Origin of the sequence: Lewinella sp. IMCC34183 (assembly GCF_003390915.1) — a bacterium.
Taxonomy (GTDB): domain Bacteria; phylum Bacteroidota; class Bacteroidia; order Chitinophagales; family Saprospiraceae; genus Neolewinella.
Genome location: NZ_QMEM01000001.1, coordinates 320,450 through 346,778 on the forward strand (window position 1 = coordinate 320,450; position 26,329 = coordinate 346,778).

The 26,329-nt window shown below is 62.3% G+C and carries 23 protein-coding genes and 1 tRNA gene; 14 read left to right on the plus strand and 10 right to left on the minus strand.

Annotated features, from left to right (window positions below; genetic code table 11):
* Positions 1-87: 87 nt before the first annotated feature.
* Positions 88-1,665 carry a carboxylesterase/lipase family protein gene (locus tag DQG19_RS01345; protein ID WP_116124426.1) on the plus strand — a complete coding sequence of 526 codons (1,578 nt, stop codon included), beginning with the start codon at positions 88-90 and terminating at the stop codon, positions 1,663-1,665.
* On the opposite strand, the gene DQG19_RS01350 is transcribed toward DQG19_RS01345, so the two are convergent.
* Entirely contained in the window at positions 1,629-1,862 is a 234-nt protein-coding gene (locus DQG19_RS01350; protein ID WP_116124427.1) for a hypothetical protein, read from the minus strand. The two genes, DQG19_RS01345 and DQG19_RS01350, sit on opposite strands and share 37 nt — an antisense overlap.
* Before the next feature lie 442 nt (positions 1,863-2,304).
* On the opposite strand from DQG19_RS01350, the gene DQG19_RS01355 reads away from it, so the two are divergent.
* Positions 2,305-2,922: a hypothetical protein gene (locus DQG19_RS01355; protein WP_116124428.1), complete on the plus strand. Its 618-nt coding sequence runs from the start codon at positions 2,305-2,307 to the stop codon at positions 2,920-2,922.
* Position 2,923: 1 nt separating this feature from the next.
* On the opposite strand, the gene DQG19_RS01360 is transcribed toward DQG19_RS01355, so the two are convergent.
* The gene (locus DQG19_RS01360; protein ID WP_116124429.1) at positions 2,924-3,619 is read right to left on the minus strand and encodes an L-type lectin-domain containing protein; all 696 of its coding nucleotides are present in this window, start codon (positions 3,617-3,619) and stop codon (positions 2,924-2,926) included.
* 189 nt (positions 3,620-3,808) lie between these two features.
* On the opposite strand from DQG19_RS01360, the gene DQG19_RS01365 reads away from it, so the two are divergent.
* Positions 3,809-4,207, plus strand: a complete 399-nt coding sequence (locus tag DQG19_RS01365) for a cytochrome c maturation protein CcmE (protein ID WP_116124430.1) — start codon at positions 3,809-3,811, stop codon at positions 4,205-4,207.
* An 8-nt stretch (positions 4,208-4,215) separates the two neighbouring features.
* A complete protein-coding gene (gene ccsA, locus DQG19_RS01370; RefSeq protein WP_116124431.1) occupies positions 4,216-7,080 on the plus strand; it encodes a cytochrome c biogenesis protein CcsA in 2,865 nt (954 codons plus the stop codon).
* Here ccsA and DQG19_RS01375 read toward each other — a convergent pair.
* The 4 genes from DQG19_RS01375 to DQG19_RS01390 form a co-directional block, all read right to left on the minus strand.
* Complete coding sequence (locus DQG19_RS01375; protein ID WP_116124432.1) at positions 7,040-7,378, minus strand: single-stranded DNA-binding protein; 339 nt, start codon at positions 7,376-7,378, stop codon at positions 7,040-7,042. The two genes, ccsA and DQG19_RS01375, sit on opposite strands and share 41 nt — an antisense overlap.
* The gene (locus tag DQG19_RS01380) at positions 7,375-7,743 is read right to left on the minus strand and encodes a single-stranded DNA-binding protein (RefSeq protein WP_116124433.1); all 369 of its coding nucleotides are present in this window, start codon (positions 7,741-7,743) and stop codon (positions 7,375-7,377) included. Before DQG19_RS01380 ends, DQG19_RS01375 begins: the two co-directional genes overlap by 4 nt.
* A 288-nt stretch (positions 7,744-8,031) precedes the next feature.
* Complete coding sequence (locus DQG19_RS01385; protein WP_116124434.1) at positions 8,032-10,515, minus strand: DUF5686 and carboxypeptidase regulatory-like domain-containing protein; 2,484 nt, start codon at positions 10,513-10,515, stop codon at positions 8,032-8,034.
* A 112-nt stretch (positions 10,516-10,627) separates the two neighbouring features.
* Positions 10,628-11,113 (minus strand): hypothetical protein, encoded by a 486-nt coding sequence (locus DQG19_RS01390; protein WP_116124435.1) that lies wholly within the window; start codon positions 11,111-11,113, stop codon positions 10,628-10,630.
* A 94-nt stretch (positions 11,114-11,207) separates the two neighbouring features.
* Here DQG19_RS01390 and DQG19_RS01395 point away from each other — a divergent pair, with 94 nt between their 5' ends.
* Positions 11,208-11,894 (plus strand): pseudouridine synthase, encoded by a 687-nt coding sequence (locus tag DQG19_RS01395; RefSeq protein WP_116124436.1) that lies wholly within the window; start codon positions 11,208-11,210, stop codon positions 11,892-11,894.
* Positions 11,895-11,992: 98 nt separating this feature from the next.
* Complete coding sequence (trxB, locus tag DQG19_RS01400) at positions 11,993-12,931, plus strand: thioredoxin-disulfide reductase (RefSeq protein ID WP_116124437.1); 939 nt, start codon at positions 11,993-11,995, stop codon at positions 12,929-12,931.
* A gap of 5 nt (positions 12,932-12,936) precedes the next feature.
* On the opposite strand, the gene folD is transcribed toward trxB, so the two are convergent.
* Entirely contained in the window at positions 12,937-13,809 is an 873-nt protein-coding gene (folD, locus tag DQG19_RS01405) for a bifunctional methylenetetrahydrofolate dehydrogenase/methenyltetrahydrofolate cyclohydrolase FolD (RefSeq protein WP_116124438.1), read from the minus strand.
* A gap of 60 nt (positions 13,810-13,869) precedes the next feature.
* On the opposite strand from folD, the gene DQG19_RS01410 reads away from it, so the two are divergent.
* The 6 genes from DQG19_RS01410 to DQG19_RS01440 all read left to right on the plus strand — a co-directional run bounded on the left by DQG19_RS01410 (position 13,870) and on the right by DQG19_RS01440 (position 20,884).
* Entirely contained in the window at positions 13,870-17,829 is a 3,960-nt protein-coding gene (locus tag DQG19_RS01410; protein WP_198661623.1) for a proprotein convertase P-domain-containing protein, read from the plus strand.
* Between the two features lies 1 nt (position 17,830).
* The gene (locus tag DQG19_RS01415) at positions 17,831-18,910 is read left to right on the plus strand and encodes a PorP/SprF family type IX secretion system membrane protein (protein ID WP_116124440.1); all 1,080 of its coding nucleotides are present in this window, start codon (positions 17,831-17,833) and stop codon (positions 18,908-18,910) included.
* A 149-nt stretch (positions 18,911-19,059) separates the two neighbouring features.
* Positions 19,060-19,317, plus strand: coding sequence for a KTSC domain-containing protein (locus DQG19_RS01420; protein ID WP_157974256.1), 258 nt, complete (start codon positions 19,060-19,062; stop codon positions 19,315-19,317).
* 34 nt (positions 19,318-19,351) lie between these two features.
* Entirely contained in the window at positions 19,352-20,152 is an 801-nt protein-coding gene (gene pyrF, locus DQG19_RS01425) for an orotidine-5'-phosphate decarboxylase (protein WP_116124442.1), read from the plus strand.
* Between the two features lie 49 nt (positions 20,153-20,201).
* Positions 20,202-20,277 (plus strand) — tRNA-His (locus DQG19_RS01430).
* A gap of 328 nt (positions 20,278-20,605) precedes the next feature.
* The gene (locus DQG19_RS01440) at positions 20,606-20,884 is read left to right on the plus strand and encodes a hypothetical protein (RefSeq protein WP_157974257.1); all 279 of its coding nucleotides are present in this window, start codon (positions 20,606-20,608) and stop codon (positions 20,882-20,884) included.
* A 140-nt stretch (positions 20,885-21,024) separates the two neighbouring features.
* Here the strand turns inward: DQG19_RS01440 and DQG19_RS01445 are convergent, their stop codons facing one another.
* On the minus strand, positions 21,025-22,122 hold the full coding sequence (locus tag DQG19_RS01445; RefSeq protein ID WP_232826411.1) for a hypothetical protein: 1,098 nt from the start codon (positions 22,120-22,122) through the stop codon (positions 21,025-21,027).
* A 166-nt stretch (positions 22,123-22,288) separates the two neighbouring features.
* Between DQG19_RS01445 and DQG19_RS01450 the strand changes: the two genes are divergently transcribed.
* Positions 22,289-23,362, plus strand: coding sequence for an AI-2E family transporter (locus DQG19_RS01450; protein WP_116124445.1), 1,074 nt, complete (start codon positions 22,289-22,291; stop codon positions 23,360-23,362).
* Here DQG19_RS01450 and DQG19_RS01455 read toward each other — a convergent pair.
* Positions 23,359-24,612, minus strand: a complete 1,254-nt coding sequence (locus DQG19_RS01455) for a proline dehydrogenase family protein (RefSeq protein ID WP_116124446.1) — start codon at positions 24,610-24,612, stop codon at positions 23,359-23,361. The two genes, DQG19_RS01450 and DQG19_RS01455, sit on opposite strands and share 4 nt — an antisense overlap.
* A gap of 50 nt (positions 24,613-24,662) precedes the next feature.
* The gene (locus DQG19_RS01460; protein ID WP_116124447.1) at positions 24,663-25,463 is read right to left on the minus strand and encodes a hypothetical protein; all 801 of its coding nucleotides are present in this window, start codon (positions 25,461-25,463) and stop codon (positions 24,663-24,665) included.
* An 84-nt stretch (positions 25,464-25,547) separates the two neighbouring features.
* On the opposite strand from DQG19_RS01460, the gene mazG reads away from it, so the two are divergent.
* Positions 25,548-26,315 (plus strand): nucleoside triphosphate pyrophosphohydrolase, encoded by a 768-nt coding sequence (gene mazG / locus DQG19_RS01465; RefSeq protein WP_116124448.1) that lies wholly within the window; start codon positions 25,548-25,550, stop codon positions 26,313-26,315.
* The last annotated feature ends 14 nt before the right edge of the window (positions 26,316-26,329 follow it).

The window sequence follows — 26,329 nt, forward strand, 5'->3', positions numbered from 1 at the left end:
TGAGTGGGGTCATCCGACCGATCGGTATTCCGTCCCACCGGGTGTACCGAATGCGCACTATATTGACGGGAAGTTTAAACGATCGCTATGCAACACAGACTTTTCAACCTGATTGCCCTACTCCTGTTCACGGGACTCAGCACCCGCGGCAGCGCCCAGGATATCAATTTCGGCTTTGCCACGCAGACGGAAGTCGCCAACGGCAAGCTCGAGGGAAACTACAGCACCCGCACCGGCGTGCAGTCCTACCTGGGTATCCCCTTTGCCGCCCCGCCCGTAGGCGAGCTGCGCTGGCAACCGCCGCAACCGGCAGAGGATTGGGAGGGCGTCCGGATGGCCAAGGAATTCGGGCCGCGGCCGGTACAGCGGTACGTGTATAGTGACATGGTCTTTCGCTCCCCAAGCGTGAGCGAGGACTGCCTCTATCTCAACGTATGGACCCCGGCCAAAAGTGAGCAGACCGGTCTGCCCGTACTCGTGTACTTCTACGGCGGCGGCTTCAGCGCCGGTTCTGGCGACGAAGGCCGCTACGACGGCGAGCGCCTGGCGCAGGAGGGCGTGGTGGTCGTGACCCCCAACTACCGGCTCAACGTCTTCGGCTTTCTGTCGCACCCGGAGCTGACCGCAGCATCGGATTACAACGGCTCGGGCAACTACGGCCTGATGGACCAGGCCGCGGCCATCCAGTGGGTGAAGGATAACATCGCGGCCTTCGGCGGCGATCCCGACAAGATCACCATCGCGGGCGAAAGTGCCGGCTCCATGTCGGTGAGCGCGCAGATGGTCTCCCCGCTGGCGCGCGATCTGCTGGCCGGAGCCGTCGGCGAAAGCGGCAGCGTCGTCAATCCCCAGCGTCCCGTGACCGCCCTCAGCGACGGTGAGGCGTGGGGCGAGAAGTTCTTCGAAGCAGCCGGATTCGCTTCGCTGGCCGAGGCCCGGGCGGCTTCCACGCGGGAGGTCTACGAGGCCTTCAACGACAACCAGCTTGGTGGACCGCCGGTAGTGATCGATGGCCGCTTCCTGACCGAGGACCCCATGATCACCTTCGAGAACCGCGCCCAGGCACAGGTACCGCTGCTCGTGGGCTGGACCAGCACCGAACGGCCGTGGGGCCGCTTTCCCGAAACGGCCGACGCCTTCCGGAAAATGGTAGGCGAGCAGTTCCCCGACAACAGCCAGGAAGTGCTGCAATATTACGACGCCGACACCCCCACCCGATCCGCGATCGAACTGGCCTCCGACACCTGGATCGTACTCAGCACCTGGAAGTGGGCCGACCTGCAGCGGCGCTTCAGCGACCAGCCGGTGTACCGTTACCGCTTCGACGAGATCCGGCCGCCGCTGAAGGGCGCGGAAAACCCCATGCAGATGCCCGGTGCGTCCCACGCGACCGACATCGAGTACTTCCTCGGCAACCTCGACGTATCCGACCAGTACCAGTGGGAGGAAAAGGACCGCAAGGCAGCAAAGACGATGGTGACTTACCTCGCCAACTTCGTCAAGACGGGGGACCCCAACGGCCAGGACCTACCGGAGTGGCCGGCCCTCGGTGAGGGTGAGACCCCGGAAGTGATGATCCTTGACGCCGACAGTAAGGCCGAACCCTTCAAGGCCGAGCCCCGCTACCGCTACCTGACGAAGATGTACACGGAGTCGCGGCGGTAATCCTTCCCCTGCGGACCAAACCGTACCCGGCGCAACCGACCGTTGCAGCGGTAAGCCAGTGTCGCATACAGCCAGTTGCTGAAGACCTCCGCCTGCAAGAAATCTTCCCCCGGTATCACCCATACCGGTGATTTGGAGTTGACCAGTCCGGGCCCGGTTTCCGCGTTGCGGTAGCGTCCGACGTACCACTTCGGCATACCGGGCCGGGGCCACCACGCAACTGACGCCGCCGTGCGTCAGGTAGTACCGGAAGTAGGCTCTAAAGCGCCCGCCCCCGCGATAAGCGACCAAAAAACCGGGGCGCATCCGCACGAAAAACAGCACGATAACTGGGGCCCAGAAAAAGCAATCGTTGAATCGGCGGGCAGAAGAGAAGCTGTTGACGGACCGGGGCAGCGGACCAGCCTGGGTAACCGCCGCCCCAGGGAACGGGGTAAGGGGCGGACAGCGCCAGAACGGCGGAAAGGTAGTAGCCCGCTATGGTAAACAGCAGCGGTGCGTGCAGGCTTATGGATACGTGGAACATCCGCGCGTTGCGCCAAAAAAATATAACATACAGCAGCAGGTTACTTGGAATGGGACGGTGGAATTAGTTCATCATCGTTGCCGCGCCGTAGCGGCAACTTCAAATTTTCTTCCATGCCGTATTCGCTGATTTCCCTCGCCATCGTAGCCGTATTCTTTCTGCTGGTCTCCTGCGATCCGGTAACCGACCGGGTGGCACTCGACGGCGATGGCCTGACCCCCGAGGTCCGCCAGATCGTACCGTCGGAGGTACTCGACCGTCTCGTCGAAGTCGGGATGCCGATCCACGGAGGCGCGAACCCACCGGATGTCACCGGCACCTTCTTCCTTTCCCCGCTCATTCTTACAAGCAGCAGCCTGTTGGGCGACACCCTGCCGCTGGGTACGGTGATTGATGGTCGGTATTTTGATTTCAAAGAACAATCCGACGATCTAGCATTATCGGCAAGTTTTGGAACCGTTCCTTCCGGTGGTCGGCGCGCTGACCGCAGTTTTATCGTCGGAAGGGGCTGCCGGTTTACCGTTTTCAGTGAGTACCTCAATGTGAATGCTGCCGGACATCCGTGGTCAAACCTGACCGTAGTATCCGGTTGCCTTACCGAATCCGGTATCGAGGACGCTGTGTTTACGAACGTACTCCTGGAAGACCGCGACCAGATATTCGGGGAGGGCTGGCTGCCCGGGCAGGGCCGCCTGTTCTCCGACGGCGACGGCGTCGCCGAACGGCAGTAAGCTAGTCGCCCAGGGCGTATACCAGCTTGCGGATGCAGATGTCCTGGTAATTGAGCTTACGGGCGGTGGCGGCGGTTGCCCCCCAGTACACCTTGCTGTTGCCGCCGAAAATCTCGTTGATGATGTCGCCGGTGTAGCTCACGACGGTCTTCCCGTCCAGGGTCACCTTCAGGACCTGCTCTCCGGGGTGCCAGCCGATCGTGAGCGGGCGCTTGGCCCCGTTCTCGAGATTGCCCACCTCTACGGGCCCGGCCAGGCTGCGGGCGTGGTGTACCTGTCCGTGTGGCATGATGGCTACGTGGTCGCCAACGGGATCGCCGAGGTGGTAGTTCTGATAAGTATCGAATTCGATGCCCAGCGAAGGGTACAACCCCGCGAAGCCCATCCCCTCCCCCCGGTAGCCGGTCTGCATGGTCGGGTGAAACACGAACACGATGCCGTCGGCCCCCAGGTCGTCGTTGTCTCCCAGCACCAGGTCGATGGTCAGCTCGAAGGGATATTCCAGGTCCATGGGGTTCTGGAACCACGCCGAGCCGGACGCGTAGTATTCCTCCGGGGTCAGGCGGATGCAGTCTTCACTGATGATCCGGGCGGTCCCCCCCAGCCGAAACTCCTTGACGCTGCTTTGGGCGGCGAGCGCGGGTGCAAGGGCAAACAACAGGCACGCAAGGACTGCGGTAGCGGAGGAAGTGTTCATAGGTCCTTAGTTTACAATAGCTTGCAACAAAATACGCTAAGCGGGTAAATGTTGTGGACCGGGGTGGGTCGGCCGGCGGGCGAAAGGCTACGCGGCGGCGCATTTTACCGTAGGCTGACCCGCTGGCACAACGGTCCGGCTACCTTCGCGTTTGCTCTGTACGCAACCGCTTAACGTCGCCATCACCCCATGAAGAAGTCTTACCTCCTCGCCGTCCTGCTGGTCGTCATTGCCGTGGTCCTGCTGCTGCAGACCGGCAACGCCACTTCTGAATACGCCGATTTCGCCCGCGCGGCGGAAACGGGCGACAAGGTCCAACTCGTAGGCACCTACGTCAAGGACAAGCCTACAATCTACGATCCCCTTACGGACCCCAACTACTTTAGCTTCTACCTGGAAGACCTTACCGGTGCGGAGCGCGAGGTCGTCCTCCTGATGGGAAAGCCCCAGGACTTTGAGATGAGCGAAAGCATCGTCCTCACCGGCCGCATGAAGGACCACCAGTTCATTGCCAGCGACATTCAGATGAAGTGTCCGAGCAAGTACAAGGACGAGGAGGAGATGATCAAGAACCTGACGGAGAGCTGAACCCCTACATGGAAGAAATACAGTACCTGAACGAGCACCTGGGCCCCCGATACGTCGGTCACTTCGCCATCGTGCTTGCTTTTTTCGCTGCCGCCCTGAGCATGGTCAGCTACTTTCTCGCCACCCAGTACCGCGGCGAGGTACTGCGGAGCCGTAGCTGGCAGCGCCTCGCGCAACTGAGTTTTCTCGCCCACGGGGCGGCGGTGTTTACCGTGATCGGCTGCATCTTCTACGCGATGCTCAACCAGTACTACGAGTACCAGTACGTCACGGCCCACGTCGACGGGCAGTTGCAGCAACGCTACATTTTCTCGGCTTTCTGGGAAGGACAGGAGGGCAGTTTTCTGCTCTGGATGTTCTGGCACGTCATCCTGGGTTACGTTCTGATGGTCACCGCCCGCTCGTGGGAAAAGCCCGTCATGGCCGTGGTCTGCTCGGTGCAGGTGGTCATCGTTTCCATGCTGCTCGGCGTCCACTTCGGGTACGGCGACTGGTTCCTGAAGCTGGGGTCCAACCCCCTGCTCCTGCTGCGGGAAACCGTGAACGCTCCCATCTTTCAGCAGGCGGACTACACCGAACTCCTACGCGGTAACGGACTCAACCCGAGCCTGCAGAATTACTGGATGACCATCCACCCCCCTACCCTGTTTCTCGGTTTTGCCAGTACGGTGGTTCCCTTTGCGTACGCGGTGGCGGGCCTGTGGACGGGTCGGCACAAGGAATGGCTGACGCCCGGGCTGAAATGGAGCCTGTTCAGCGCCGGCATCCTTGGTATCGGAATCCTGATGGGAGCCGCCTGGGCGTACGAAGCCCTCAACTTCGGTGGCTACTGGGCGTGGGACCCGGTCGAGAACACCAGCCTGGTACCCTGGCTCATGCTTGTCGCGGGGATCCACACCAACCTCATCAGCCGGGCCACCGGCCAGGGCATCCGCGCGACCTACCTCTTCTACCTGTTCACTTTCGTGCTGATCGTGTACAGCACCTTCCTCACCCGCTCCGGCGTACTCGGGGATACGAGCGTACACGCCTTTACAGAGATGGGGCTGGAAACGCAGTTGCTGCTGTTCCTGGTCTTCTATTTCGCGCTCAGTCTGGGGTTGATCATCTGGCGGTGGAGGAGCATACCGGTACCGGAAGAGGAAGAAGCCACGAGCAGCCGGGAATTCTGGATGTTCATTGGCAGCCTTACCCTGTTCATGTCCGCGGTCCTTATTACCGGCTCTACCAGTCTGCCGGTGTACAATGAGGTCCGACAGTTCTTCAACCCGGTATTCGACGGCCTGACCCTCACCGAACCGGAGGCCCACCACAACCGCTTCCAGATCTGGATCGGCATCTTCGTCGGCCTGCTCAGCGGCGTGGCCCAGTTCCTGCGCTGGCGGGAGCGCAAGTTCAGCAACCACCTGCGCTACTTTTCCGTGCACGGCGGAGCGGCGCTGATCGGTGCCGCAGCCCTTACCTTGCTGACGCTGCAGTGGATCGACGCCCCCACCCTTCCGTACAAGATCATGGTCTTCGCCGGCTGGTTCGCGGTGTGGTCCAACTTGGACTACCTGATCTTCTTCGTCCGCAAGGACCCTAAAGTAGCGGGTAGCGTGGTCAGCCACATCGGATTCGGGATTATGCTGGTGGGTATAATGGCCAGCTCGGGCAACAAGCGGATCATTTCTCAGAACCAGTTCCTCATGGAGGGCCTGACCGACGACGAGCAACTGGCGCGCAGCACCGTACGACTCTACGAGGGCATCCCGCTGGGGATGGAGGACTACGTCGTAACCTTCACCGGCGACACGATCGACGGGATGAACCGCCGCTACCAGATGGAATACGAGCGGATGAACCCGGACGGAGAAGTAGTCGAACGCTTCCAGCTTGAACCCAACGTACTCTACGATAAGGGCTTCGAGAAAATCGCCATTACTAATCCCAGCACCAAACACTATTGGGACCGTGACGTCTTCACCGTTATCATGGGACTGCCCCCCGAGGAGCAGAGCGTCAAGATCCGTCAGGAAACGGAGGACAGTCTGCAGTACCGCGTCCTGCCGCTGGTCCGTGGGGAGGAAACCAGTTTCCGCGATACCGTCGCTATCCCCCAGCGAAACAGCTCCATCATCTATACCTACACGATCGGGCTGGAGAACTTCTCGCGCCACCCGAATCACCCGGAATACGACCCCGAGCCAGGCGATATCGGCATCGGCGCCCAGGTACACGCCCACCGCTCCGGCGGCATTGCCAACCACGATACCGTAGCGGACGTCGCATTGGTGCTGCGGGAGGGACTGCTCTACCACTTCCCCGCCCAGATCAACGACATGTCCCTGCGCATCAAGATCGACGAAAGCGTCTTCGAGCAGCTACTCGTACAGGACGAGGACCTCAACTACCGCGAGTTCGTGGTGACCCCGGGGACCACCTTCCGCCTCGGCGACCGGCAGATCACCTTTGACCGCTTCATCTCCCAACCGCGGGTGGACCACTTCGAGCCGGACGACGGGGACATTTGGGTCAGCGCACTCCTCGAGTGCGAGGGGTACGAAATGCAACCCATCTTCCTGATCCGGGGAAATCAACCGAGCGGCGTGCGCGACGAAATTTCGGAACTCGGGCTCTACGCCCACCTAACCAGCCTGAATCCGGAAACCAACGAAGCCACCCTGCGCGTCGCGCAGGCACAACCGAAGGCCGCCCGGTCCATTCCGCTGGCGGTGGCCCCCCGCAGCTTCCGTACAGACTACATCACCCTGCAGGCAATCGAGTTCCCCGGCATCAATCTGTTCTGGATCGGTGCTACCTCCATGATGCTCGGCCTGCTCGTCAGCATGGTCACCCGGATGCGGGCAAAGCGGCTGCGGCGGACCGCCTGAGTCGCCGCCCATCCAGAAAACTGAAGCCACGGACCAGCACGTAGGGCACCCGCTCCCGGGTTTCATCGCTCCCGCGGAACCGGTACCGGAGCTCCCCCCGCACCAGCAGCTGGTTGCCCGGGGCAAGGTGGGCGTGCAGACTAAGTGCCGCCGGACCAAAGGCCAGGCAGTGGTGGCGTTGCCTCTCCCCCCGCCCATCGCGGGTGATCAACTGCAGGCGAACAAGATCGTAGGCGTTTACGGAGCAGTGGTAGACGGGTGCGACCGCCACGGTACCGATTAAGTTGACTACGTTCATTGCCCGCTACGCTTCCGTCCTTCAGCGATGGGCTCCGCACCCGCGTTCGCGCCACGCAAGCGGGCGAAATGACGCACGTGTACCTCCGTTACGATCAGCGTCGCCCCCTCGTGGTGCCGCTTGCGGTGCCGGAGCTGGCCGTGCACCAGCAGCTGATCGCCCCGGCGCACCCGGGCTTCCATCTGTCTGGCCAGACCATCCCAGGCGACAAGGTGGTGCACCATTCCATCGGCAGCCGGCGACCGGGGGGGAGCAGGCTGGTACAGCCGCAGACGGGCAATACGGCTGCCGTCGGAGAGTAGCTTCGTGGCGACGTCGTTGCCGCAGCGGCCGACGAGTTGGACGTGGTTATGGAACTGGTTCATGGTTGTGCATTTGGTAAGGCCCAAAACTCCCACCGCAAGTACTCATTACTCGTATTTTATTCGTCTATAGTCGAATATATACGTTTCCGTACGCCTATAGCGTCGTGCAACTACAAACTATGGTCCTATCACCGGGACTGAAAATCGACTACAGGTGACGACGCCATCCATATGGATACACGGGTAACCAATCCTCGTCGGTTGGAATGTCCTTCGATACGCAGTTACTGCCCCTTCAGGAAGGTGTCCAGGACTCGTAATCGTGATGCCGGTCCGGCAGAAGGTCGCTTAAAACCGCCAGTCCTTCTTCCAGATATCGATGAGGTCGAAGCTGACTTTATAATCCATCGACGGCGCACCCACGGAATCATCGGCGAGTACCCCGTACACTCCCACCCGCAAGCGGCGGCGCGCGCCGATCTTAAACACCCGCTCCAGGCCCGCGAAGACTTCCTGGTAGCGGAAGTTATTCTCCCGCAGGTATAGTAGACCGCCGCCGGCTACCGTCCGTACACCGGTCTTCTTTACCAGCGGAATGTTGTTCACGAGTGCCCCGTTGAAGTGGTGGATGTGGTGGAGCTCGAAGAACAGGTCACTGGTGGCAAGGGCGGCATCGAGCGACTGGAAGGTCGTGAGGGGATCAGAGTAAAGCACGGGGTCGCTGTCGCGGAACCGCCGGATGTCAACGAAGCGCAGGTCGTCGGTATTGAGGAAAGTTCCCACCTGCACGCGGTAGCTGCTGTTACCGAGCGCGCCGAAGCCAAGGTTCTGCTCGGCGGCCAGTTGTACGTAGTCGAAGCGGATGTCGCTGGACAGGGCACCATGCCATCCCCGTCGGTAGAGCAGGCTGAAGGTCGGCCACTTACTGCCCAGCACGACCTTCCGATTGGGCTCACGCATGTAGCGCTGGGCCGGCGTCCAGCGGAGGGCCAAGTCGCTGATCAGGGCTTGGTAGCGCTCGAAATCCACCGTGGGTTCCTCGTCGACCACGATATCGTCGATGAGCGAGCCGGTCGCATAGCCAGTGATGGGACGCCGATCGCGCAGCGAGAGGTTGGTACGGATGTAGAGCCCGTTCACCAGCTCGCGTTGCTGTCCGATCTCAATCTTGTCCTTCAGGTAATAGTTGGACGCCTTGAGCTGGTTGAGGTAGGCATCGTTGGGATTAAAGGCCTCGAATTCCCGACCTGCCCAGAGCGACACGTCGCCCAGGTGGAAGGGGTCGTAGCGGTACCAGGTAGCCAGTTTGCCCTGCACGTCCAGGTTGGCCAGCCCGATATCCACGGAGCCCGAAACGTTGAATTCCTGCCCGTTCGGGTACCGGCGGTAGCGGGAAACGTAGGGGCCAAGCCGCCATCCGCCGACGGGCGAAAAATCGACCAGATCGGTGACCGGACCGATGTACAACGAGCGCTTTTTACGGTAGTCGCGAAATTCGACGCCATCCAGCGCCAGCTCGAGGAGGGTTACCCGGTTGTACAACGCTTCCATACTGTCGCGGTACGCTTCCGAGCTGGTGACGGCGTGGATGCTGTCGCGCAGGTGCACCATGCGTTGCTCGTCGGCGGTAAGGGCCACGGTGCGGCCGTGGTTCCAGTAGCTGCTGTCCCTCGCGTAGGCGGCGGCGGTGGTCACGGCCACCTCGTTGCCGAAGAAGCGATCCGGGAAGACGTAGTCCGGTTCGTAGCCCGAGTAGCTCAGGGTCGTACTGCCCCGGTAGGTTTTCTTCTTTCCCTGCTCGGTCGCGTAGGTAAATACCTGCTCCGCGAGTACCCAATCGCCGTCGGGCAGGGGCCGGTACCGCTGGTTGATCGTGAACCGGTCAGAGAACCGCAGTCCCCCCTCCGGGAGATCAAATTCGAGGCGGTTGATGGTGTAGCTTTCGGCATTGATGAAGAGGTAACCGGAGACGGTACTGTTGCCCACCTTGCGCGGAGTGACGCGGATGCGGTACACCAGCTGCCCGTCCTCCAGGTCGCTGGACTCGAGCTCGAAGGTATAGGTAAGCACCGCCGTTCCCGACAGGGGCGAGATGATCGGTGCCGCCGCGATCCCGGGCAGGGCAACCAGGTTACGGTAGAAGTCGAAATCGGTCTCGCTGAAGACCGGAAGGAACAGGCCCCGCGAATCGCCGTAGGTGGAATACGCCAGCCGCTCCTCTTTGTAGTGCCGGGGATAGGCATAGTTGAGCCGCACCTTCATCTCCACCATATTCAATCCGTCGAGCAACGCCCGCTCGGCGGCACCGGCGGGCTCCGCAAAGGGGTCCGGGCGCCCCTCCGGCTCGACGGCTGCAGAAGGTTCCGGTTTCGGTGCGGCGGCATCGATTTCCTCCACGGCCTTCAGGTAAATTTCGGTGCGGTAGGTCGCTACCGCCCGCCGGTGTTCGTCGCGGCGGCGGCTCGCCTCCCGCACAATACCGTAGGCGGGGTCGCGACCGGAAGCGGAAACGGTGATCTCCTGGAGCTCGACCCCGGAGGTAAGCAGGCGGACGTCGTAGACCAGCGTATCGGTGCCCACCCGCAGCGAAATGGTGCGGGCCTCGTAGCCCAGGCTGGAGAACACCAGGTCGTATTCTCCGTCCAGACGGAAGTTGACCGTGTAGCTGCCCTCGTCGTCGGAAATCGTGCCGGTGGCCAGTTGCTTGACGTACACGTTCGCAAAGGGAACGGGCTCATCGAATTCATTGAGAATCCGACCGGTAACGGTCTGACCGACCAGGCGCGTGCCGGCGGTCAGCATCAATACGATGAGGAGTAGGTGTCGGGTCATTTGCCGCCACTTCGGGGAAGTGGGATAAGTACACCCAGAAGACGTTGAAGCTCCCCTGTCCGTTGTGCGGGAGTGCGGAATTAAAGCTTCTTTATCAGTACGTTAAGGGGGACTAAACCATTCGGCTGTGCCAGCTGTCTTCGAGCGGCCGCTCGAATATCTGCCGCAGCTCGCCCAGTTCCTTGACCAGCGGGTCGAATACGACGGTGTCGTTTGTAAGCTGCCCCTGGGAGTACAGCAACTTGAATTCCTCCCGGCCGACCGTCTGGATCTTGCCGCGCTCGTCGCGGTAGCTGAACCGCATCCGGTTGAAGAAGTCTACACCGAGTTCAGCGCCGAGTTCCTTGACGAAGTGTACGCTGCCGTCGATGGAGCAGCCACTCGCCTCGGCCTGCGTCTCGTCGACCGCAAGGACCAAAAAACGGTTGTGGAGTACGTCGGCCGCGGCCGCCAGCTCACGATTGTGGCTTACCCACTGGGCCACGAACCCCTGGGCGGCGGTGCGCGCCTTCGCGGTCTCCTCCTTGGTCAGGGCACGCTCGGCGCCATATATCCAGATGCGGCTTTCGGGAGCCAAAGAGTCGAGGGGGGATGCCATAGAACGGTCGTGGTTTGTGGCCGCAAAGATAAGGCGGCGCGCGCAAGCAGCCTACCACTGTCCACTTTTCGGCCGGCACCCTACTTTCACCGCTATGGCAGCATCGGTTTCCCTGAACAAGTACGTATCCGCCACCGGCATCTGCTCCCGCCGCGAGGCCGACCGCTGGATCGAGGCCGGGCGCCTCCGTATCAACGGGCAGGTAGCCGTCAAGGGTAACCGCGTGGAGGAGGGCGACCAAGTCACCCTCGACGGCGCCCCCCTGGGTGAGCGCCCCCCGGCGGTCTACCTGGCTTTCCATAAACCCGCCGGCGTCACCTGCACCACCGACCAGCGGGACCCGGACAACATCACCGATTTCATCAACTACCCCGAGCGCATCTTTCCGGTCGGCCGCCTCGACAAGGCCTCCACCGGCCTGCTCCTGCTCACCAACGACGGCGACGTGGTCAACGACGTGCTGCGCGCCGAGCACGGCCACGAAAAGGAATACATCGTGACGGTCGACCAGCCCGTTTCGGATCGTTTTGTCCGCCGCATGGGATCCGGCGTACCGATCCTGGGCACGCGCACCCGGCCCTGCACCGTGGAGCGGCTCGGCGACCGCAGCTTCCGGATCGTCCTGACGGAGGGGATGAACCGGCAGATCCGGCGCATGTGTGAGTACCTCGGGTACCGCGTACTGACCCTCAAGCGGGTGCGCATCATGACCATTGAGCTGGGCGACCTGCCCGTGGGAGCCTACCGGGAGATCCCGTCCTTCCGCGAGTTCTTCGAGTAGCCGCGGGCGGGGCGCGGCCGCGGGTGCAGGGAGACAACCGTGCGGCCGCAGGGGTGTTAGGTATATCCTTTACTTTTGCCCCCCAAATAACCGCCGTAATGGGTAACGAACCCCTGAAGACTGTAATTATTGGCTCCGGACCCGCCGGATACACCGCCGCCATCTACGCCGCCCGCGCGAACCTCAACCCCGTCCTGTACACGGGCAAGGAACCCGGTGGTCAGCTCATGATCACCACCGACGTCGAGAATTTTCCCGGCTACCCGGAAGGCATCATGGGCCCCCAGATGATGGAGGACCTTAAGAACCAGGCCGCGCGGTTCGGCACGGAGATCAAGTACGAGCTCATCGACCGGGTCGACTTTTCCGGCGAGGTGAAGAAGATATTTACCGAGGGCGGCGAGGAGGTAAGCGCCCACAGCGTCATCATCTCCACCGGCGCCAGCGCCAAGTGGCTCGGCCTCGAGAGCGAGCAGCGGCTCAATAACAACGGCGTAAGTGCCTGTGCGGTCTGCGACGGTTTCTTCTACCGCGGTAAGGAGGTCGCCATCGTGGGCGCCGGCGACTCGGCCTGCGAGGAGGCCCTCTACCTCAGCAACCTGTGCCCCACCGTGCATATGCTCGTCCGCCGCGACGAGATGCGAGCCTCCAAGATCATGCAGGACCGCGTGGCGAAGCAGGAAAACATCAAGGTCTACTGGAACACGGAGACCGAGGAAATCCTTGGCGATACCGAAGTTACCGGCGTGCGCGTCCGGAATAACGTGACGGACGAAGTGAGCGACATCCCCATCGCGGGCTTTTTCGTGGCGATCGGCCACACGCCTAACACCAAGATTTTCGAGGGCGTGCTCGACATGGAAGAGACCGGCTACCTCCGCCACCGCCCCAACACCACCCATACGAACGTAGAAGGGGTATTCGTCAGCGGCGACGCGGCCGACCACGTATACCGGCAGGCGATCACCGCAGCCGGCACGGGATGCATGGCCGCCCTCGACGCGGAACGTTACCTGGGCGAGCAGGGTATCATCTAGTCACCCTACTTTGACTTACTCGCCTTCAGGGTATTCATCATCAGGCTGACGATCGTCATCGGGCCCACCCCACCCGGGACGGGCGTGATGGCGCTCACCTTGTCCTTGACGCCCGCGTAGTCCACGTCACCGGCCAGGCGGTAACCCCGCTTGCGCGACGCGTCTTCGACGCGATTAATACCTACGTCCACGATCACGGCACCGTCCTTGACCATATCGGCCGTCACCATTTCCGGGATACCGATTGCGGCAATCAGGATGTCCGCCCGGCGGCAGTGGGCGGCCAGGTCTTTGGTACGGCTGTGACAGAGGGTCACGGTGGCGTTGCCGGGGTTACTTTTCCGGCTCAGCAGGATCGTCATGGGCGTACCTACGATATTCGACCGGCCCAGGACCACCACCTCCTTGCCACTCGTTTCGATCCCGTACCGTTCCAGCATCACCATGATGCCGTTGGGGGTAGCCGGGAGATAGGATTCGAGGCCGAGCGTCATCCGGCCGATGTTGACGGGCGTGAAGCCGTCCACGTCCTTATGCGGATGGATTGCCAGGTTGATGGCGTCCTCGTCCAGGTGCTTGGGCAGGGGGAGCTGGACGATGAAGCCGTCCACGTCGGGGTCGGCGTTGAGTTCGGCCACCACCTCCAGCAACTCTTCCTGGGTGATGGTGTCCGGCCGACGGATCAGGCTACTGCGGAAGCCTACCTCTTCGCAACTACGTACCTTGTTGCGCACGTAAACCTGGCTGGCCGGATCGTCGCCCACGAGCACGGCGGCCAGGTGGGGAATCTTACCGGCGGCCTGACGAATAGCGTCAACCTCAGCCTTGAGTTCTTCCTTGATGGTCTGGGCGAGTGCTTTTCCGTCCAATACTTGCATATGTTCCTTCGTTTTGCCCCAAAGATAGCGGACCGGGTCCGCTTAGCCACCGCCACCGCCATGCTCCCGCGCCTGTTCCCCGTTCTTTGTTTCCTGCTGTCGCTCCTCGCGGCCGGGACGGCCCGCGCCCAGGACTACGCCATCACGGCGGGGGGTACGGTGACGGCCTGCCAGGGTACGTTCACGGACGGCGGCGGCCGCACCGGTGGTCACGGTCCCTCGGGTACCCGGCAGGTGATCACCTTTTGTTCCGACGGGTCAGGGGCGGGCACCCACCTGCAGCTCACCTTCGAGCAATTGCAGCTCGCCGGGACCCTGACCCTCTACGACGGAACCACCACCAACGCCGCTGTACTCGCCGAACTCAGTGCCGCCCAGAACGGCGAGACCCCGGTGATAGCGGCTTCGGCGGCTAACCGGAGCGGCTGTATAACCGCCGAATTTCGCAGCAGCGGAGATGCCGCGGGCTGGGTGGCCCGGCTGGCGTGCGTCACGGCCTGTCAGCCCATCGTGGCCGAACTGGCCGCTATCGTTCCCCCACCCTCCGCCAGTGGCTACCTCGACCTGTGCGCCGGGGAGCCGATCACGCTGACGGGTCGCGGAAGGTATCCCCAGGCCGGAAGCGTCTACCCCCAGTCCGACGTGAGCTCATCCTTCCTGTGGACCTTCGGAAACGGAGATACGCTCCGCGGGCGTAACGTAACGTATGCCTACGAAGCGGCCGGCGGCTACGACATCAACCTGACCATCACCGACGCCGAGGGATGCACGAACACCAACCGGATCGGACAGCGGGTCCGCGTGGCGCCCCCGCCCATCTTTGCACCCGCGCCCCCGCCGCCCCTGGTGCGCTGTCCCGGCGAAGCCGTGTCGCTGACCACGCGTCCGGATAGCACGAACCCGTACGGCCTGCGGCCCGTCGCCCGCTCGATCACCTACGAGCAATCGGAAAGCTTCTCGGAAACGATCTCCATCCCGGACAACCTCAATACCATCTACAGCTCGGCCCTCGATATCCAGTCGTTCGAGCCCGGACAGCGTCTCACCGACGGCAGCGGCATCGAGTCGATCTGCGTCACCATCGAGCACAGCTACCTCGGTGACCTGGACATGTGGGTAGCCTGCCCGGACGGCAACCGACTCACCCTGCTCAGCGACGAGGAAACCACGGTAGCTCCCCTCAACGTACGCTTCGGTTACGGTACCAAGGAGGTGACCACACCCGAGCCCGCCGAAACCTACTGCTGGACGGCCGACGCTACCCAAAACGTCTACGAGGTCGGCCGTACCCTCCGGCAGACGCCCCAGGGAAGGCCCGTACTCCCCTTCGATACGACTTACCTGCCCATGGACGGGGATTTTGCGTCCCTCGTAGGGTGCAACCTCAACGGACGGTGGACACTCAACGCCCGCGACAATTACGCCGACGATGACGGGACGATCTACGGCTGGACAATCAATTTCGGTCCCGGCGTCCTGCCCGCCCAACAGAACTTCACCATACCCATCGGCCCGGCCGAATGGTCGGACAACGGCGAGCTGGCGTACCACAGCGCCGACAGCGTCGTGTACCGCGCCGGTGACCCCGGGTTTCACCAGCAACGGCTGAGCGTGACGGACAGCCTGGGCTGTACCTACGATACCCTGATGCGGATCGATATCGCCTCCCCGTTCGCGGCGGACTGTTTTGTGTGCCCCGCACCCGACTCCGTGCCCTTGCTGGACACTACCCTGTGCATCGGCAATGACTTCGTGCCCGACCTTCCGCTGTCCATCGATACGGCCACGCAGGTGCGGTGGCGGGCCTTCGAGGACCGCATGCTGACGGGTAGCGATACCTCCACGCTGACCATCACCGATCAGGTGCCGGCCGTGATCTCCGACATCACCTACGACCTCGGCAACTTGTGTGTGGACTACACCGCCGTGGGCGACTTGCGGCAGACCGAGATTCGGCTCCGGTCGCCGGACGGTACCCGGGTAGTGCTCGCCGCCCGCGGCACCCTTACCGGGAGTAGCTTACAGCGGTGCTTCACCCCGGAAGGAGACAGCTGGAACGCGCTTACCGGCAGCGACACGAACGGGGACTGGGTGTTGGAGATCGACGACGCCGCGACCAATGCGGCCGGGGGGATGCTTACGGAATGGTCGCTGGTGCTCGTACGCCGCCCCCGCATAACCTACCGCTGGAGCCCCGCGAGTCCGGACTTCAGCTGTACCGATTGCCGCAATCCGGTGATCCGTCCCGGTCGACCCGGGACCTACACCCTTACCGCCACCTCCTCCGACGGATGCACGGCTAGCTCGCAGTTGCGTTTCGGGCTTGATTCGTTGGTACTCGGCTTTGCCGATAACCTGGTGGGCGGATGCGCCGGCGCGGACAACGGTAGCATCACGCTGGCTCCGGATACGGCCATCAACAATTTAAGCTACAACTGGAATACGGGTGATACCACGCTGAATATCACGAATTTAGCTCCGGGGACATACTCCCTCACCGTAAGCGAAGCGGGTGGCTGTAGCCGGATCTACGATTACGTGCTGCCCGCGCCCGACACCCTGGCCTTTGCCGTGGACAGCATCGTCCCCCCCGCTTGCTTTGGTACGGCTACGGGACAGGTATACACATCCATCGGCAACGGGGCTCCCCCGTACACCTACGAGTGGTCGCCCGGAGTAGCCCAGAGCAATGGCGCGTTCGCGGGCGCCGTGCCGGCGGGGCAACACGCGGTCACCATAACCGACGCCAATGGCTGTAGTAGCCGGCGCGTATTCACGGTCCAGGAACTGGAACCGCTCGCCGTAGCGCTGGTCACCCAGGACCCGGGCTGCGGCGGCAGCGCTACCGGGGAATTGCGTGCCGTCATCAGCGGGGGCAGCCCTCCGTACAGCAGCCAGTGGGAGGGCTTCGTCCCGGGTCCGGTGATCACCGGCCTGGTGGAGGGCACCTACGTGCTGGACGTGACCGACGCCAACGGTTGCCGCCTGATGGATACCGTGACCCTGCAGGCACCGAAACCCCTGGAAGTGACGGGAATCGTGAGCGAAATTGGCTGTTTTGGCAGTGAAGGGGGCGCGATCGCCGTGATCGCTACCGGGGGTCGGGAGCCGTATACCTTCAGCTGGGGCGACGGGGCGGCCGGTGCCTCCCGCGAGTCGTTATCGACCGGCACCTACACCCTCACCGTCACCGATGCCGGCGGATGCCGCGATACCAGCAGCTTCGAACTACGCAGTTCCGGCGAGCTCTCCTTCACGGTGGATGTCACCGCTCCTGTCTGCCCCGGCGAGTCGACGGGCCGCATCGTGGTAACGGCGGGCGGTGGCGTCCCTCCCCTGCTGTACAGCATCGACGGGGTAGCCTTCGTGAACGCCAACCGCTTCGATAACCTGACCGGCGGCACGTACACGATTTACCTCCGTGACGCCCTGGGCTGCAGTCAGCAAGCCGAGGTAGTATTGCCGGGTGCACCCCCCTTTTCCGTCGACCTGGGACCGGATACCGAGCTGGTCTACGGAGACAGTCTGCGCTTCGCTCCTGAAATCGTGGGGGGCGCCCCACCGCTTCGCTACCAGTGGATGGCACCCGAGTCGGGCGTACTCAGTTGTATCGACTGCCCCGATCCGCTGGTACGTCCCGAATACGAGGGTACCTATTCGCTGACGGTGATCGATTCACTCGGGTGCTCGGCCGAGGACCAGCGGCGGATTAACATTCGCAAGATCCGCGCCTTAGCCGTGCCAACCGGATTCACGCCGGACGGGGACGGCCACAATGACCTGCTGCGCGTACACGGAAGACCGGGTACCCGGGTAGTCCGCTTTACGGTGTTCGATCGCTGGGGCGGACAGGTGTATGAGGCGGAAGACTTTCCGGTGAACGACGCGAACGCCGGCTGGGATGGCAATGACGCCGCGGGCCGGGAACTGGACGGAGGCGTGTACCTCTACAAGCTGACCGTGGAATTCGAAGACGGACTGCGGACCACCACCGCCGGACAAACCACCCTCATCCGCTGATATGTACTGCATTCGCATCACTCACGTACTGATCGGCTGCCTGCTTGTCCTGAGCGCCACGGCGCGGGCGCAGGATGCCGGGTTTCACCACTTGTCCGCCACCCCAATGTTGACCAATCCGGCGCTGACGGGGGTGATAGACGGGGGCGTGCGGGTAACGGCGGACTACCAGGAACGCTACTCCGGTTTGGGACCCGACGCATCCTTCACCAGCCTGCTGGCGGGTGCGGACTGGCGGCGGCCCGTCGGCCGCAATCACTATTACGGCTTCGGAGTACAGGTGCAACACGACCGGGGCGGAAGCAGCGATTACGTACGCAGTCAGGGGCTGGTGAGCGGCAGCTACCAGCAGCGGTTGGGAAGCCTGCGCGGGCCGGCGGGGCGCGGGGCTCACTTCCTCAGCGCCGGGACACAGGTGGGGCTCGGTCAGCGCGGGTTTGACTTCAACAAGCTGTGGTTTTCGGAACAGTACTTTTTCGACCCGGCCAGCAAGGCGGCCTACCTCGACCGCGGAGCCCCCACCGGTGAACCCGGAAATCCGGCCGGGGCGCGGACGTATCTGGACGTGGGCGCCGGCGTAACGTGGTTCGGTACCTTCGGCGACCGCAGCGGAGCGTACGCCGGTTTAGCGGCCTACCACCTTAACGCACCGAATATCTCCCCCCGGCCGGGAGCCACCGACCGGCTGGCCCGACGCTACGTGCTGCACGGCGGCGGGGAGCTTCCCCTCGGAACGGGCTACCTCAGCCTCCTGCCGGCGGCGCGCGTGATGTTCCAGGGTCCGAGCCGGGTCGCGCAGCTTGGGGGCAGCCTGCGCTATACCCAACGGGAGTGGCGGGAAATAGCCCTTCGTCTGCTCAGTTTCGCTCACCTCAATCAGGCCGATGGGTCGGGGGTGCTCCTGAGTACCGTCACGGTCGGTGTCGGCCTGGAGTGGCCGCAGGTCAGGGCCGCGGTGAGTTACGATCTGCAGGCCGGGCCCCTGGCCCGCCCCGCCAACGCCCGCAGTGGCTTCGAGCTGAGCGTAATCTACACCGGCGATCTTCCCGGGCGAAATCGGGTGTTTTGCCCTCGATTTTGATCATTGGCAAAATAATTGTTGCTACAAGGGCATTTGTCAAATTTATAAATACGAAATATCATTAATTAAGAATACTATTTTGGAAGTGCCGGATTTTGTGAACGGCATTGACTAAGATTCTGTTAGAGGTAACGCCTAACCCTTCGATCATGCAACAACACAATTTTCGCGGTACCAGCGAGATGGTATCGCACGCCGGCTACGACCGGGATACACAGGTACTATTTCTTACGTACCACAGCGGTCCCACGACCGTCGCCTACCATACCGTGCCCGAGGAATTGTTTACGCAGTTGACGCAGTCGCCGTATCCGGATGTCTGCATACGCTTTCGCGTACAGGCGCAACACGTTTTCCGACGGGTGGAGCCTTCCTTCGAACCACTCGACTATACATTCATAAAGTGATCTTATTACCTTCGCCGGACCCAACCCCTCGCTTATGACCCGGGACGTGCTGGTACGTACCATTTTCGCCAAAGAATCCTTTCTCTGCGTCGGACTGGATCCTGATCCCGACCGCATTCCCGACCGTTACGCGGGGGACGTGGTGCAATTTAACCGCGACATCATCGATGCTACCCGGGAATTCTGCGTTGCCTACAAGCCAAATACCGCCTTCTACGAGGCCCTAGGGCTCAACGGGATGGAAATACTGCGGGATACCATCGCGTACATCGGAGACGAGCACTTCATCATCGCGGACGCCAAGCGCGGCGACATCGGAAACACCAGTCGTTACTACGCCTCTTTTGCCTTCGATACGCTGGGGGCGGATGCGATCACCGTCGCCCCCTATATGGGCAAGGACTCGGTCGGTCCCTTCCTGGAGCGGACGGACAAATGGACCATTTTGCTGGCCCTGACTAGCAATTCCGGTAGCGAGGACTTCCAACACACCCCCCAGGAAAACGGCGCCCCCCTCTTCGCCAAGGTGATGCGTCGCGCCAGTCACTGGGGGCTTCCGGACCAGTTGATGTTCGTCTGTGGCGCAACGCAGGCCGACCGCTTCGCCGAACTCCGCAAGGTGGCACCGCAGCACTTCTTCCTGGTACCGGGCATCGGGGCGCAGGGAGGCGACCTGGAAGGGGTCTGCCGGCACGGTATGACCCGGGAGTGCGGACTGCTGGTCAACAGCAGCCGGGGCATCCTGTACGCCGATGATCCGGGGGCCGCCGCCCGCGACCTGCAAAAGCAAATGGCCAAAGCCCTCAAGAAATTTAGCCCGGAGCTTTCCGAATAGCGAGGAACTTTTTACCTTTGCGGGGCTTTTAGCAGAAGCGAGCCCACCTGGTGGTTGTAGCTCAGTTGGTTAGAGCGCTGGATTGTGATTCCAGAGGTCGCCGGTTCGAACCCGGTCTTCCACCCCCCGACCGCACTTTTATCCTCATCGGATGGACGTGCGGTTTTTTTTGGCCGGTAGTTATCCTGCCGCCCCGACCTTATGGCCGTATCCTACCCGCCAGCGGGCGCTGTCGGTAGTGCGGGCTGCGATCGTCGAAAACCGACGTACGAGTAGTCAGGGTGACGCGGCAGACCTGATGCAGGAAGGAATGAACTGCCGTGATGGCGACATTCTGAACCCTTTCGCCCCCTTTAACCCTATATCATAAATGCTGGACCGATAATGGGCACGATCCGTCATTGGCGGACGTTCGGTAACCGGCACCGTGAATTGCTCGTGGTACCGCTCGTCATGAAAACAGGCCTGATGGTGTTTAGCTTACCCCCTGACTTCTATCAAGAGTTGTTGCACCTTCAGGTCGCCTACCAGCAGCTCGGTATCATCCTGGAGGTGACAGGTTTTCAGTGCGATACGCTGCACCTATCCATTTGCCAGGACCCCACAGCCCAACCGATTGCCTCGCAAGAGGAATTGGAACGTGGATTACGGACCGCCATCGAGAGCTTCCCCGTCTGGCTGAATTTCGGCTGGCAGCTGCGGATTGTTACTCCCTGCGGTACTGAACGCTAGGCCCACCGAAGGCAGAGCAAGGGCGCAGGATTCCGCTCAACCCCGTGAAACCGGGACTAGCAGCTACCCGGTGGCTTCTCCCACCTACGAGTAGAATTGCAGTCCGGCCCTCCTACTAAGGCTCCCCCCCAAGCAGGCTCTTATTCCTGCCGCGGCTTTATACCCAGCCGAAGGCTCACCACGTGGCTGTAGGTCGAGCGGCCGGAATCGTCGCCCAGGTCGGTGTAGGCATAGTCAACGTGCAGCTGGCCCACCTTGAGCCCCAGACCCAGGGAGGGCCTGGAATTGATCGCCTCGGTATCGCCAAAGTCGCGGATGCGCTGCAGCTGGCTGACGCCCGCGCGCAGAAAAACGAAATCGCCGTAGTCGGCCTCCAGGCCAATGGCCGGATCGAGACTTACGGGATCGGCACTGATGAGGGTATTACGCTTACCATCCGTGGTGGCGATGAGGTCGACTTCAGCCGTCAGGCCGATTTGCGAGGTCAACTGAAAGTCCCGGGCAACGGCCAGAATAACCGTGGGGTTGGTGGTTTCCACGCTGTTGATGGGCACCACGTTGTTGGTCAACTCAAGTTGCTCCCGCTCGGCTTCGGTAAACGAGAAGGACCAGGCATTGAAGGTGGTGGTAACGTCGCGGGCGAGCAGCGCGAACGTCCAGGCATTGCGCTCCAGTTGGGCGCCCAGGTCAAGCCCGAAACCCCAGCTGCTGGCGAAAGTGCCGATGCTCCGGTGTACCACCTTGACGTTGCCGCCCACCCGAAGGATCCCCTTCGGACGCGGAAAGGCCCGCGCGTAGGAACCGAGGAAGGCATAGTCGGCCGCCGAAAACTCGGTGACGTTGTCAAAATTGATGGTCCCGTCGGCCTCGTACAGCGACAGAGTATTAGGAATCTGGTCGATGCCGAAGCGGATGATACTTAGCCCCAGGCGCTGGTTATTGCTGGACAACGGCAGGGTAACTCCCAGGTAATCGAAGTTGCCAACCCCCCCGAACCATTCCGCGTGCATGGCACCCAGCTCCAGGCCGGCGTCGGGCGGCAGGGCCGCCAGGCCGGCCGGATTCCAGGCCGCGGCGTAGACGTCGCGCTGGGTAGCGACTACGGCCGTCCCCATACCGTGGGCGCGGGCGCCGACACCAATACTGAGAAATTCGTTGCTATATTTCTGGGCACCGGCCGTCAGGCAGGCAAGCACTAATCCACTAAGCAGAAGAAAACGGGGTTGGCGTAGGGTCATAATAAGGGGGTGATACTGGGACTAACGAATTTGCGGCCCGGACCGTACCCGCCAGCGTGCGAATAATTCCCCGGGGCACACCCTCCGACCGAACACCTGACCGGCGAACAGGTACTATGAGCCGGAAGACGCGGCGAGGTCGCCGCGCGCTAATCCACTGCAAAATATGCCAATCGAAAGGGACCGTACCACTGTACGGCGGGTCAAGCGCAACTTGTTCTTTATCGTCGTGGCGCTCACGACCATCGCTTTTTTCGGACTCATCGCCCCCTTCCTGCTTACCTGCTTCTGGGGAGCCGTGCTGGCGATCATCTTCTTCGGCGTGTACCGCCGCCTGCGGATCCAGTTTCGGGGGCACGACTCGGTGGCCGCGGGCATCACCACGCTGCTGGTGGTCCTCTTCGTCATCGTCCCCTTCGCGCTGCTGGGGCTGGCGCTGGTCAACCAGGCCATCAGCCTCTACGGTAGCATAGAAAATGGCACCCTCAACCCCAATATCGTGCTCGACTGGGTCGACGAGCGCCTCCCGCGGGTGGCGTCCGGGCTGGAAGACTTCGGCGTCAGCCTCGACGATATCAAGACCCGCCTCACCACGGCCATCGGCCAGGCCGGGCAGTTCCTGGCCAACTGGGCCATCGGTTTCGGCAGCAGTATTCTCAATACCATCATTCAGTTCACCCTGGTGATCTACCTGCTCTACTTCTTTCTGGTCGATGGCTGGGCCATCGAGCGGAAGCTGGTACAGACCATTCCCATGGGGAACGTGCGCGAGCGGGTACTCTTCCGGCGCTTCGCGCAGGTGGCCCGCGCTACCCTGAAGGGTACGCTGATCGTGGCCTTCGTACAGGGGGCCATCGGTGGGGTCCTCTTTGCCATCCTCGGTATCCCTGCGGCCCTCCTTTGGGGCGTGGCCATGATGTTACTGGCCCTGTTGCCCGTGGGCGGCAGCGCCATCGTCTGGGTACCGGCGGCCATCATCATGTTCATCCAGGGCGACGTGGCCTCGGGCATCATCATCGTAGTGGTGGGCTCCCTGATCATCGGCCTGGTGGACAACCTGCTACGCCCGCTGCTGGTCGGCCGGGATACGCAGATGCCGGACTACCTGGTACTCATTTCCACCCTGGGGGGCATCGCCCTCTTCGGCCTCAGTGGTTTCGTGATCGGCCCCACCGTGGCCGCCCTGTTCATCACCGTCTGGGAAATGATGGGCCGCGATTACGGCGGACAGGCCCGCTAGAGCCCGCGCCGGCTGACTTCCTCGTCGAGCATTCGCAGTTCGCGGCCCGCCTCCCCGGTCACCGAGGTATTCTCCTGGGCGCGTCGCACGAGGTAGGGCAGTACTTCCTTTACCGGCCCGTAGACCATGTACTTACTTACGTTGTAGCCGCCTTCCGCCAGGTTGAAGGTGAGGTTATCGCTCATGCCCAGCAGCTGGGAGAAGCGAATGTTAGGGTGATTCCGCGCCACGCCCTCCTGCTGCATGGTGGTCAGTTGGCGCGTGATGCTTTCCTCGTTGTGGCTGGCTACGCAGTAGGCGATCTCCTCGCGGTGGGCGAGGCAGTAGGCGGCGGCCGCGTTGAAGTCGCGGTGGGTACTGGCCAGGTCCGGCTGGATGGGGGTAGGTAGCCCACGCTTGTCGGCGTACTTGGCCTCCTTGTTCATGTAGGCGCCCCGGACGAGCTTGAGGGCCAGCACGTATCCCTTCCGGCGGGCCCGCTGGTGCAGTGATTTAAGGTACTCCAGGCGGTCGTGGCGGTAAAATTGACACGTCGTGAATACGATGGCGGCGTCGCCGTTGTAGCGTTCCATCATGACTTCGGCAATCTGGTCGATGGCCGACTGAATCCAGCTCTCCTCGGCGTCCAAATAGACTTCGCACCGGCGGTCGCGCCCCAGCCGGCAGACGCGATCGAGTCGCTTCATGCCCCGCTCGAGGTCGGTCCCCGCAAGGTTCTCGAAATCAATGACCGTATCGTTGTACTTTTCAAGTATTTCGAAGGGAAACAGACTGGTCAGCTTGACCACGGAGCCGATGACCGCTTCCGTTTCCCCACCGAATTCGGTGGCGCGCAGGGCCTCGTCGAGGGAGGCATCCATACCGGCCTGGGTTTCCTTGCCTTCCGCTCCAAAATCCAGAATGCTGTGCACCCCCCGCTTGGCGAGCTGGGCGATGGATTCCTTAGCATCCTCGAAGTGGGTGCCGCCGACGAATTGCTTGTACACCGTGTTGCGGACCATCCACTCGGCCCCGGGCAGCGACCATTCCACCGCGCGCATTCCCGCGGATCCCATGAGCCGGGTCAGGTAGGGATTGCCCATCAGCCGGAACAGTCGCCGTGTACCCAGCAACCGCTGGTCCGAAAGGTGGCGGAAGGTCAGCTCCGTGTTGCTGAAGTCGGGAAGGCGGTCCCCGGAAAGGGCCGCGAAGTCTTTGCGGGCCTGCTCCGCCAGGGGAAATTGCCGGACGGGTCCGCTACTGGATTTCATAGAGATGGAATTTACCTGCAAGGATGCAGCACTAATAGCGAAACGGCAAACTATTCCCTCTGGTTTCGCTCCGCGCCGACACCCGCGCGGTACGCCAGTCCGATGCCCGGGCTGAGGCCCAGCCGCTCGTGCATCGCCACGGCCGCGGTAATCCGCAGACCGGCGGCCACGCGATACCCACAGCCGAAAGTAACGGACCGGTCGACCGGAGCGGCCCCGAGGTATACCGCCACGTCCGGATGGGGCGCGTAACGCAACCCGAAGCGGGTTCCGACCGGACGATCGGGGCGGTGTACCACCTCGGCCGCCAGCCGTACGCGCGCGTTCGGCGCGTACCCCACGCCCCCCGTGAGGTAGGTAGCCTCTTTGCTTCCGATGGCCGTGAGGAAGGTCGCCCCGACGTCGAGGACCCCGGAGAGCCGGTACTGCCCACCCACGCCGGCCACCCCTTGGGTCCGGGCGGAGACGCCCCGGACCACGCGGTGCAGCACGCCGAACTGTGCGCCGACGCGCAAGCGATCGGACAGGGAACGACCGTAGGATAACCCTAAGCGTTGCTCCGCATAGTCGTCCAGGCCCAAGGAAGCGACCTGCAAGCCGAAAGAGCGAAAGGTGGCCCCGCCGGAGGCAATCCCCAGTTCGGCAATACCAAAGCGCTGTTCCACGGAAGCGCCCGCGGCGAAGGCGCGTCGGTCCGCCAGGCCGGCCGGATTGTGCCAGAGGGACCGTAGGCCCCGAGACGTGACCCCGGTACCTCCCGCGGCGCGACTCGCGGCGGCAAGGGGGCCCAGCAGGACCGATTGGGCGGTAGCAAAAACCGGCAGCAAAGCCAGCAACAGGATCAAGCGCAAAAGCGATTAATTTTTGCCACTTACGTAACAGAGCGGGGTTGCGGATTGCCGGGGGCACCCTGCGCCGCTCCGTACCTTCGCCGCATGACGCCCCAACTCACCGCCTTCCAACGCCTGCTGACCATCATGGACGAACTGCGCGAGCAGTGCCCCTGGGACCGCAAACAAACCTTTCTCAGCCTCCGTAAACTGACGATCGAGGAAACCTACGAACTCGCCAACGAGCTCCTCTCCGAAGACCTGGAAGGGATCAAGGAGGAGGTAGGCGACCTGCTGCTGCATATGGTCTTCTACGCCCGCATTGCCTCGGAACGGGGGGCCTGGGACATCGCCGACGCCCTTAACGCAGTGTGCGACAAGCTGGTGGAACGGCACCCCCACATCTACGGCGATGTAGTCGCGGAAGACGCCGCCGCCGTCAAGCGCAACTGGGAGCAGATCAAACTGGCCCGCGGCGGCGGTAAAAAGACCGTCCTGTCCGGCGTCCCCACCGCCCTGCCGGCCATGGTCAAGGCCATGCGGATGCAGGAGAAGACCGCCCAATTCGGATTTGACTGGGATAACGTCAACCAGGTCTGGGATAAGGTGCGCGAGGAAATGGACGAATTTCACGCCGCCGACTCCGCGGCGGAGCAGGAGGCAGAATTCGGCGACCTGCTCTTCAGTCTGATCAATTACGCCCGCTGGCGGGGCATCGACCCCGAGACCGCCCTGGAACGTACCAACCGGAAATTCCGCTTTCGCTTCGAGCACGTGGAGCAGCGGGCGGGCGCGGGAGGACTGGCGGCCATGCCGCTTGCCGAGATGGAAAAACTGTGGCAGGAGGCCAAAACGCTGCCGGCGGACCGGTAAGCTTCAGTCGCTCC